Raw genomic sequence first — 8,602 nt, 5'->3', positions numbered from 1 at the left:
GTGTCGAGCTCGACGGAAAGCAGCTTGGCGCGCGGAATGGCGCCCAGGTTCAACTGCTCGTACACCGTGGTGAATGCCGGATTATGCGTGGCCTGAGCCACTGCAAAGTGAAAGGCGAAGTCTTCTTCCCGCGCCTGTGACTGATGCTGGAACGCCTCGATGAAGCGCCCATGCGCCTGACGAAGTCGCTCGATATCCGCATCGTCGCGCCGCAACGCTGCCAGGGCGGCGGCTTCCGGCTCCAAGGTCAAACGCAACTCGAGAATTCCTAGAATATCCTCGACCGTGGTCAGGCTGATCCGCTTGGCGGGATACGCTTCCTCTGGTGCCGCGCGCAGTACCCGCGTGCCGATCCCGCGACGCGTCTCGACCAGCCCCAGCGACTTGAGGTGGGTAATTGCCTCCCGGACCACCGTACGACTGACGCCAAACATCTCGCACAAGCCATTCTCTGGGGGCAGCTTATCCCCCACTGCGATATTGCCCTGCGCAATGATCGACTCGAGTTGCTGCGAGACCTGCCGGGACAAACTCCCTTGCTGGGAGACACGCTTAACGCCAAGTGGATTCATAACCTGTGTCATCGCTTTTCCATGCCCCGCAAAAAGAAGCTCACCCCGGACGTTTGTCCGGGCCCCGAGAGTCCATTATTCCAGTATTGTGCTTCAGCCGTCATCGGGGTGCCCCGCCGCGGTAAACTTCCCACCCTGGAAAATCACGGCGGGGTCATTGATATCGGGCTTTTCATTACGGGACTCGATTTCTTCACGCCATACTTCGGAGCTATCCTTGGGTACCCAGCCGAGGAATCCTGACTGGCTGTTATCCCACCACTTCTCGGCATTGTCAGACGCCCCATATATCACGGTGTTGCCCAGCTTGGAGGCAGAAAACGCGCGTCCGAGTAGATCCACCAAATCCTCGACACTCAGCCATGTCGCCATCATTCGCTTGTCCACGGGCTTGGGGAAGCATGAGCCGATACGAATACTCAGGGTCTCTATCTGGAATTTATCGTGGTACAGACTTGCCAAGTCTTCACCGAAGCACTTGGACAGACCATACAGCGAGTCGGGACGACGCGGCGCCTCGGTGTCGATGCGTGTCGTGCGTGGGTAGAAGCCGATGGTGTGATTGGAGCTGGCAAACACGATGCGCGGCTTTCCGAGGTTTCGAGCCGCTTCGTAAAGATTGTAGGCCCCGATGATGTTGGCTTGGAGAATATCGTTCCAAGGTTGTTCCACCGAGACACCGCCAAGATGAATGATCCCATCGCAATCGGCGACCAGATTTCTAACGGCATCGGCATCGGCGAGATCGCAGGACACCAACTCTTCATGCGGCTGGGCCTCCCCCAATTCAGCGATATCGGACAGGCGTACTTTTTCTGCCAGTTGATCCAGGTACGGGCGGATCGCTTTACCCACACCACCGGCCGCGCCTGTCACCAAAATTCGATTCAACATGCCATACACTCCTTCAATATTCAGTACGCGCGATATCAATACACATGCTCGTCATCGCATGCATGCGCGCTCCTTCAACAAGATAGCGACATCTAGAAGCCGTAAAGTCGCGCCGGGTTGTCCACGAGAATCCGCTGGCGCTGCTCGGCCGAAGCCCACTCGAGCAACACGTCGAGTTGCTCGGCATCGTCGGGGTACTGTTCGCGCGGTACGCCGACATGCGGCCAGTTAGAGCCCCAGATGATGCGCTCGGGCGCATGCGCGATGGCCCGCTTGGCAATCGCCCCGATATCCGCATAGTCGGGACCGCCGGTCTGGCTGGCTTCGTAGCCGGCGCAGATCTTGAACCAAGCATTGCCACGGTCCAGCAGCCGCAGGATCTCGTCGACCCGGGCATCGTCCGGCGCTACGGGCGGCATGAACTTGCCGATATGATCGATGATGTACTCGCCTTCGATACGTCGCAGGCCGTCGACGTAGTCGTTCAGATTGCAGCCGTTGAACTGCACCATCAGATGCCAACCCAGCGGACGAATACGCTTCTCGACATCGAGCATCTGCTCTTGGGTGACCGCGCCCCCCCGGCAGATTCATGATCCGCGCCCCGCGCACACCCTTGTCATGCCAGACCTTAAGGTCGCTGGCCGGCGTATCGGGCGTTACCGCCGCGACACCGCGGGCAGCTTGCGTACCCAGTTGATCTAACGCCGCAAGTAGAGCGCGATTGTCACGCTGATACGCATTGGGCTGGGTGACGACCACACGCTCGAGCGACAGCCATCGCTGGAGCTTGCGATAATCCTCGACCGTTGCCAGCTCGGGAATCTTCGGACCGCCGGGTTGAGCATCGAAGCCCGGCAGATACAGGTGAATATGACAGTCGGTTGCACCGGCCGGCGCCGTGAGCTTGGGGGCCGGGCCGTCGAGCGGACGAGTATTGGCAGGGATTTCTGACACGCTCATGCCTCCTTCAAAGCGAATTGGCGTAATGCATCACGGTCGATCTCGATGCCCAGACCCGGTCCATCGGGGATCTGCATAACACCGCCGGCATGTTCCAACGGCGTTTTGACGACCGCCTGTCGGAAAGGATTATGCGTCCGGTCGAACTCCATGATGGGTTCCCGAGGGCGACGACGGGGTGGATTCGGTGGCAACGCTGCCATGCTTTGCAGGCTCGCAGCCAGGCATACCGCCGTTCCCCACACATGCGGCACCAGGCGAACGCCGAACATGGCCGCCATATCGACGACACGGCGCATTTCCGAAAACCCTCCCACGCTACAGACATCCGGCTGCACGATATCCACCGCACGGGTTTGCAGCGGTTCCAACATGGCATAACGACCATGCCAATTCTCACCACTCGCCACAGGAATCGGCTGCCCATCACGCACTGCGTGATAGGTGGAAATCTGCTCCGGCAACACCGGCTCCTCGAACCAATCCACGCCGAAGGCAGAGGCACGCTTGCCCAGATCCAGCGCCTCGAGCAGATCGTACCCATGGTTGGCATCGATCATCAGGCGTCCCTCGGGACCCAGCGACTCGCGCGCGGCGGCGATCACTTTCAGGTCTTCCTCGACGTCAAAGCCGATCTTGATCTTCACGCCATGAAAGCCTTCCCGGACATAACCGGCAACCTCCTCGGCCGTGTCCTGGACTCGGTCGACCCCATCACGCTTGAACGAGCCAGTGGCATACGCCCGCACGGACTCACGAAAACGCCCTCCCAGTAGCTCGGATATCGGCGCGCCATAGTGCTTGCCTTTGATATCCCAAAGCGCGATATCGATACCGCTCAGTGCCGTCACGGTAAGACCGCGCTGCCCCTGATCGCGCAAGCGGTTATAGAGCTCGAGCCACAGCTTTTCCGTTTCAAGCGGATTGCACCCGATAAGCGCTACGGAGTACGCCCTGACCACGGCGGCATTGGGCTTGGCGGGACCCAGGCACTCGCCCCAGCCGATGGTGCCATCATCACAGACGATTTCGACCAGGCAATGTTGGCGCCTATCGAAACGCATTGAAGCGCTTTCAAACGCTTGGTCGAGTTGATGATCCAGCAGATGCACGTTTACGGCTTCTATTTTCATTGATCGCCCCTATCTAAAGTCAGTCGGCCAAGAAGTTGGGGAGTGCCATGGAAATGGCTGGCACATAGGTCACCAGCATCAGCACCATGAAAAGTGCGAGATAGAAAGGCCAAATCGTCTTGACTGCTTTTTCGATCTTTATTTTGCCTATCACACTGCCGACGAACAGGCAGGAACCGACCGGTGGTGTACATAGCCCTATACCGAGATTCATCATCAGCATGATGCCGAAATGGATCGGGCTCATTCCAAACTGAGTCGCAACGGGAAGGAAAATCGGTGTACAGATAAGAATCAATGCGGCCATATCCATCATCATGCCGAGTCCTAGAAGAAGCACATTCAGCATGAGCAATATGACGTATGGATTATCGGAAATGCTGGTCAGCATTTCGATCAATAAAGCGGGCACGTCATAAAGAGCCAGCAAATAGGAGAAGGCCGATGCACAGCCCACCAAGATCATTACCAGCGATGTCGTGCGCACCGCCTGGTAGACGGCTTTTTTGAAGGGCTCCCAACGCAGCTCGCGATAGACTAGCCCGGTCACAACGATAGCGTAGATCGCACCGAAGGCGCCGGACTCGGTTACCGTCAGAATCCCCGAAAGGACCCCGCCGACGATGATCACCGCAGTCAACAGCCCGGGCAGTGCTGCGACAAAGCTGATGACCAACGCCGACCACCCAGGAAATGGTTCACCTTTGTAGCCGCGCTTTACCGCTACGATATAGGCAGCCAAAGCCAATGCCAGACACATCAAGACACCCGGCACGATACCGGCAACGAACAACTGTGTGATAGAAACACCACCACCTGCGGCAACCGCATAGAGAATCATATTGTGACTAGGTGGGATCACGATCCCCGCGATCGAAGACGTTACGGTCACATTGACCGCATAATCGGCATCGTAGCCTTTTTCTTTCATAATCGGGATGAGGATCGAACCAAGCGCTGAGGTGTCTGCAACCGCCGAGCCTGAAATACCGCCAAACAACATGGACGAGCTGACATTGACCATGCCTAGCCCACCGCGCACCCGCCCCACCGCAGCCGATGCCAACCGAACCAGGCGGGTGGATATGCCGCCATGCAGCATCAGTTCCCCGGCAAAAATGAAGAACGGTATGGCCAGTAACGAGAAGACAGAAATACCGGAAAGAATCCGCTGAAAACCGACGAAAAGCGGCAACCCCTCGTAAAGGAATGTGACGACCGAGGCCAGCCCCACAGCAAAGGCTACCGGCGCACCGACTATCAGACCCAGGAAGAAAACGCCGAAAAGAATGATCAGGCCCATGGTGTCACTTCCTCCTGTTCTTCATGAGACGCTGGGCGACATTTACCCCCGAAAATAGCACCATCAGTAGGCCACAGATCGACAGAGGGGCCGCACGCCAACTCTCAGATAGGCCGATCATGGGAATCGCTCGACTGAGGTTATCCATGACCAAAAGCCAACCCTGCCAGGCCATGAAGCACCCAAAAGTAGCTACGAAAAAATCGGCGATATAGCGCATGATCTCGCGCGGTAATACCGGTAACCCTTCGCGGACGAAATCGATGCTCAGGTGAGTATTATTGCGCACGCCGGCAGCCGCTCCCAGACAAGTGATATAGACGACAATCAGCAGCGAGGATTGCTCTACCCACGTCGGCGTGTCGTTGAGAACGTAACGGCCAAAGACCAGCCACCCGAACGTTACGATCAGAAAAACCAGCAGGATACCCGAGACGATGATGCACAGATGTGCGATGCCATCCAGAAAGCGATCGAATGGCGTCTGATGTGGCGGCTCTTCGCTCTGGTCACTCAGTTGGTCGGAATATGAGGTCACGATATTCAATCCTTTCAAGGCGCCCCGGGGGACTCCCGCCCGGAGCGCTTCGTGGGACTAACGAATCATTTCTGGGCAGCTTGGATATCCGTCACGAGCGATTCCAGATCCGGATGCTCCTGGATGAACGCGTCGTATATCGGCTGCATCTTGTCCTGAAATGCCGACTTGTCATCCACCTCATTGATCTTCACGCCGGCGTCGAGGACCTTCTGCCGGCTTTCCTGAACACCTTCTTCCCAGAGTTGCCGCTGCTGCTTGGCAGCATCTTCAGCCGCTTCACGTACAGCTTTCTGATCTTCATCGTTGAGCTCCTCCCAACTGGCCTTGGCGACACACAGACACTCAGGCAGGATCAGATGCTCGGTCAGGGAGTAGTACTTTGCCACCTCGTAGTGGCCGCTGGACTCATAAGACGGGTAATTGTTCTCGGCACCATCGATGACCCCGGTCTTGAGCGATTGATAGACTTCACTATAAGCCATCGGCGTTGCATTACCGCCCATCTCGTCGATCATCTGGACATAGAGATCATTGTTCATGACGCGGACCTTGAGGCCCTCGACGTCGTCGGGCGTCTTCACCGGATGGTCGGTGTTGTAGAGACTGCGCGCTCCGGAGCCGAACCAGGACAGCGCAATCAGGTTTTTCTCGGCCAACGCATCGGCGAAGCGGTCACCGATTTCGCCATCCATGATGCGGTACATATCATCTGGACTTTTGAAAATGAACGGCAGTGAAAGGACGTTAGTGGCAGGTACGATTGGTCCCATCGGCTCCATATTAAAGTTGGCAAAATCCAGCGCACCGCTACGCACCTGCTCGATGGCGTCCGGCTGATCGCCCAGCACCGCGTTATGATAGACCTTAGGCTCGACACGACCATCGGTCTTCTCGGCGACCTCCTTGGCAAAACTTTCCAGGGCTTTGCCATTCGGGTAGCTAGGTGGGTGGATGTTCCATCCGCGCCAGCTGTCTGCTTGTGCCGCCGCCGAAATAGAAACACTCAACAGCATTCCAATCGTCGCTGCTGCTTTTACATAGCTTGTCATCTTTAGTCTTTTGTTGGTCTGCATGACGTTGCTCCTTATAGTTCATATTGTTTCTTTATATTAAACTAACCACACTGATTAATTTTCCACTCCTTCATTGCTTAAAATCGTAACCGAGTAAAAATCAATGCCATCCTAGTTAGGACAATCACCTGCCTGACCGGCTGAGTAATGGAATGCCCCATTGCTTAATCAGTCTAGGTACTTTAACGCATGTTGTCATACATCATACCGGTATGGCGTGTAGACATTAGGCTAAGACAACGAAACGTAACGTGGCGAGCTAGCTGATACACCCTATGGGCAGCTAAAACGCACCAACGCATGCTGCACGCAGCATGCGTTGGTTGGGAGCGGCCTTTTAGGCCTGTGGTATCCGCTGGTTGCGGGAAGGGCGAATGTTGCGTTTAACCGTAGATATCCTGGCTGCGCAGATAATCATCATAACTGCCGCTAAAGTCGACGATATCGTCGTCCTTCATCTCGATGATGCGGGTCGCCAAGGAACCGACAAACTCACGATCATGACTGACGAAGATCAAGGTGCCGGGATAATTCTCCAGCGCCAGGTTGAGCGCTTCTATCGACTCCATATCAAGGTGGTTGGTGGGCTCATCCATCACCAGCACGTTAGGCTTCTGCAGCGCCAGCTTACCGAACAGCATCCGCCCCTGTTCGCCCCCTGAGATCACCTTGACCGACTTACCGATATCATCGTTGGAGAACAGCATCCGGCCCAGCGCCCCGCGTACGGTCTGCTCACCTTCCGTGGTCCACTGCCGCATCCATTCGAAAAGCGTCTCACCGCCTTCGAAATCATCAGCGTGATCCTGGGCGAAGTACCCCACTTCTGCCGCATCGGTCCATTTCACCTCGCCCGAATCCGGTGTCATTGTGCCCACCAGACAATTCAGCAGGGTCGTCTTACCAATCCCGTTGGGTCCGATGATAGCGACTTTCTCGCCGGCTTCGATCTGCAAATCGAAGCGGTCGAACAGCACGTTGTCACCCCACGCCTTGGAGAGTTTCTCGGCGTTCAACGCATGTCGGTGTATCTTTTTGGTCTGCTCGAAGCGAATGAACGGGCTGACGCGTGACGACGGTTTGACCTCATCGAGCTGGATCTTGTCGATCTTGCGTTGGCGCGATGTGGCCTGCTTGGCCTTGGAGGCGTTGGCCGAGAAGCGGCTGACGAATTGCTGTAACTCGGCAATCTCCGCCTTCTTCTTGGCGTTATCGGCATGCAAGCGCTCCCGCGCTTGGGTAGCAGCGGTCATATACTCATCATAGTTACCCGGAAACAGCGTCAGCTCGCCGTAGTCGAGGTCCGCCATATGGGTGCAGACGCTATTCAAGAAGTGACGATCATGAGAAATGATGATCATGGTCGAGCTACGTGAACGCAGAATCCCTTCCAGCCACCGGATAGTGTTGATATCCAAGTGGTTGGTAGGCTCGTCGAGCAACAGTACGTCGGGATCGCTGAACAGCGCCTGGGCCAGCAGCACTCGCAGTTTCCAGCCCGGCGCCACCACGCTCATCGGCTGGGTGTGCTGCGCAAGAGGGATACCGAGGCCGAGCAGCAACTCCCCTGCGCGGGCCTCTGCTGTATAACCGTCGAGTTCGGCGTAGCGCACCTCGAGATCGGCGACTTTCATGCCATCTTCCTCGGACATTTCAGCCTGCGAATAGATACGCTCGCGCTCGGCGGTCACCTCCCAAAGCTCGGTGTTACCCATGATCACGGTGTCGATGACACGCTCGTTCTCGAACGCGAACTGATCCTGACTCAGCTTACCGAGCCGTGTGGTGGCGTCCTTCATCACCTGGCCGTTGGTGGGTTCCAGGTCGCCACCCAGAATCTTCATGAAGGTAGACTTGCCGCAACCATTGGCACCGATCAGGCCATAGCGGTTGCCCTCTCCAAACTTGACGGAGACATTTTCGAATAACGGCTTGGCGCCGAACTGCATGGTGATGTTGGCGGTAGAGAGCAAAATCGGGGTTCTCGCGGGAAACGGCGTGAATGAAGCGACGGCGGACCCGGCGGTACGAGCCCCAACCTATGTCGAGGCGGCATTGTACGCGCTGGCAACGACCAACGTCAGCGCCATCCTCTAATTACGAACTCTGGTATGTGATAAGCG

At 56.6% G+C, this 8,602-nt stretch carries 7 protein-coding genes and 1 pseudogene; all 8 read right to left on the bottom strand.

Features of this window, described 5'->3' with window-relative positions:
• Positions 1-584, bottom strand: a 584-nt coding sequence (locus L1075_RS15415) for a FadR/GntR family transcriptional regulator (protein ID WP_343311338.1), incomplete at its 3' end; no start/stop codon positions are given.
• A gap of 81 nt (positions 585-665) precedes the next feature.
• Positions 666-1,466: an NAD-dependent epimerase/dehydratase family protein gene (locus L1075_RS15410; protein WP_246895680.1), complete on the bottom strand. Its 801-nt coding sequence runs from the start codon at positions 1,464-1,466 to the stop codon at positions 666-668.
• 92 nt (positions 1,467-1,558) lie between these two features.
• A pseudogene (locus L1075_RS15900) lies at positions 1,559-2,429 on the bottom strand (amidohydrolase family protein).
• On the bottom strand, positions 2,426-3,562 hold the full coding sequence (locus L1075_RS15400; protein WP_246895682.1) for a mandelate racemase/muconate lactonizing enzyme family protein: 1,137 nt from the start codon (positions 3,560-3,562) through the stop codon (positions 2,426-2,428). The pseudogene L1075_RS15900 and the gene L1075_RS15400 overlap by 4 nt, the downstream one beginning before the upstream one ends.
• Positions 3,563-3,581: 19 nt before the next feature.
• A complete protein-coding gene (locus tag L1075_RS15395; RefSeq protein ID WP_246895683.1) occupies positions 3,582-4,865 on the bottom strand; it encodes a TRAP transporter large permease in 1,284 nt (427 codons plus the stop codon).
• A gap of 4 nt (positions 4,866-4,869) precedes the next feature.
• Positions 4,870-5,403, bottom strand: a complete 534-nt coding sequence (locus L1075_RS15390) for a TRAP transporter small permease (RefSeq protein WP_246895684.1) — start codon at positions 5,401-5,403, stop codon at positions 4,870-4,872.
• A 65-nt stretch (positions 5,404-5,468) separates the two neighbouring features.
• Positions 5,469-6,479, bottom strand: a complete 1,011-nt coding sequence (locus tag L1075_RS15385) for a TRAP transporter substrate-binding protein (RefSeq protein WP_246895685.1) — start codon at positions 6,477-6,479, stop codon at positions 5,469-5,471.
• 383 nt (positions 6,480-6,862) lie between these two features.
• Positions 6,863-8,452: an ABC-F family ATPase gene (locus tag L1075_RS15380; protein ID WP_246895686.1), complete on the bottom strand. Its 1,590-nt coding sequence runs from the start codon at positions 8,450-8,452 to the stop codon at positions 6,863-6,865.
• Between the last annotated feature and the right edge of the window lie 150 nt (positions 8,453-8,602).

Source organism: Chromohalobacter beijerinckii, assembly GCF_023061185.1.
In the GTDB taxonomy this organism is placed as follows: domain Bacteria; phylum Pseudomonadota; class Gammaproteobacteria; order Pseudomonadales; family Halomonadaceae; genus Chromohalobacter; species Chromohalobacter beijerinckii.
Note: the sequence above shows the minus strand (reverse complement) of the source record. Positions and strands in the feature narration are given on the sequence as shown.

Bases quoted from the DNA above. Each gene is read 5' to 3' on its own strand.
- L1075_RS15410 (WP_246895680.1), bottom strand. From the start codon at position 1,466: ATGTTGAATCGAATTTTGGTGACAGGCGCGGCCGGTGGTGTGGGTAAA.
- L1075_RS15395 (WP_246895683.1), bottom strand. From the start codon at position 4,865: ATGGGCCTGATCATTCTTTTCGGCGTTTTCTTCCTGGGTCTGATAGTC.
- L1075_RS15385 (WP_246895685.1), bottom strand. From the start codon at position 6,479: ATGCAGACCAACAAAAGACTAAAGATGACAAGCTATGTAAAAGCAGCA.
- L1075_RS15400 (WP_246895682.1), bottom strand. From the start codon at position 3,562: ATGAAAATAGAAGCCGTAAACGTGCATCTGCTGGATCATCAACTCGAC.